The following is a 1,173-nucleotide window of genomic DNA, read 5'->3' as shown; positions in this document are numbered from 1 at the left end:
GAGCGGGAAATGATGTTGATTAAAGTCAAGGCAGCGACCATGGACCAACGTGACGACGTCAAACGTCTGTCAGATATTTTCCGTGGACATATTATTGATGTGACCGCCTCGACTTACACGATCGAATTGACAGGGGCCGGCAGTAAACTTGACTCGTTCATTGAGGCTCTCTCTGAACATAAAATACTTGAAACCGTACGCAGTGGCGTCTCGGGCATTGCCCGTGGCGAAAAATGCCTGCAATTGAATTGATTTAAAAACGAAGGAATTGATAATGAGTTTGAATATCTATTACGACAAAGATTGTGACCTGTCGCTGATCCGTGGCATGAAAGTCACGATTATCGGTTATGGTTCACAAGGCCATGCTCACGCCTGTAACCTGAAAGATTCCGGTGTTGATGTAACTGTGGCTCTGCGTGCGGGTTCGTCTTCTATTGCCAAAGCCGAAGGTGCAGGCCTGAAAGTTGCCGATACCGCCTCAGCTGTAAAACAAGCTGATCTGGTAATGGTGCTCACACCGGATGAGTTCCAATCCTCTTTGTATAAAGATGAAATTGAACCAAACCTGAAACAAGGTGCTGTTTTGGCTTTCGCTCATGGTTTTGCGATTGTTTATAACCAGATTCTGCCCCGTCAGGATTTGGACGTTATCATGGTAGCGCCTAAAGCACCTGGTCATACGGTTCGCAGTGAATTTACACGTGGTGGTGGTATTCCTGATTTGATCGCTATTGAACAAGATGCCTCAGGTAAAGCCAAAGCAATCGCTTTATCTTATGCCTCAGCTATTGGCGGTGGGCGTACTGGTATCATTGAAACCACTTTCCGTGATGAAACTGAAACAGATTTGTTTGGCGAACAAGCAGTATTATGTGGTGGTGCAGTAGAATTGGTTAAAGCCGGTTTTGAAACGTTGGTTGAAGCTGGGTATGAGCCGGAAATGGCTTATTTCGAATGCTTACATGAGCTGAAACTGATTGTTGATCTGATGTATGAAGGCGGTATCGCCAACATGAATTATTCAATTTCGAATAATGCAGAATATGGCGAATATGTTACCGGCCCGAAAGTCATTAACGAAGAAAGCCGTTGGGCGATGCGTGAAGCGTTGAAAAACATTCAGGAAGGTAAATACGCCAAACAGTTTATTCAGGAAGGTCAGTCTGGCTA

General features: G+C 45.0%; 2 protein-coding genes. Both read left to right on the top strand.

What is annotated here, in order from left to right; translation table 11 throughout:
* Positions 1–252 (top strand): acetolactate synthase small subunit (gene ilvN, locus B3M51_RS07135; RefSeq protein WP_292757894.1); only part of this gene is annotated, 252 nt, incomplete at its 5' end.
* 28 nt (positions 253–280) lie between these two features.
* On the top strand, positions 281–1,173 hold an 893-nt coding region (ilvC, locus tag B3M51_RS07130), incomplete at its 3' end, for a ketol-acid reductoisomerase (RefSeq protein WP_292757896.1).

Origin of the sequence: Methylophaga sp. UBA2689, from assembly GCA_002354555.1 — a bacterium.
Taxonomy (GTDB): Bacteria; Pseudomonadota; Gammaproteobacteria; order Nitrosococcales; family Methylophagaceae; genus Methylophaga.
The sequence above is the reverse complement of the archived record's forward strand: the minus strand, read 5'-3'. Positions and strand labels throughout refer to the sequence as shown.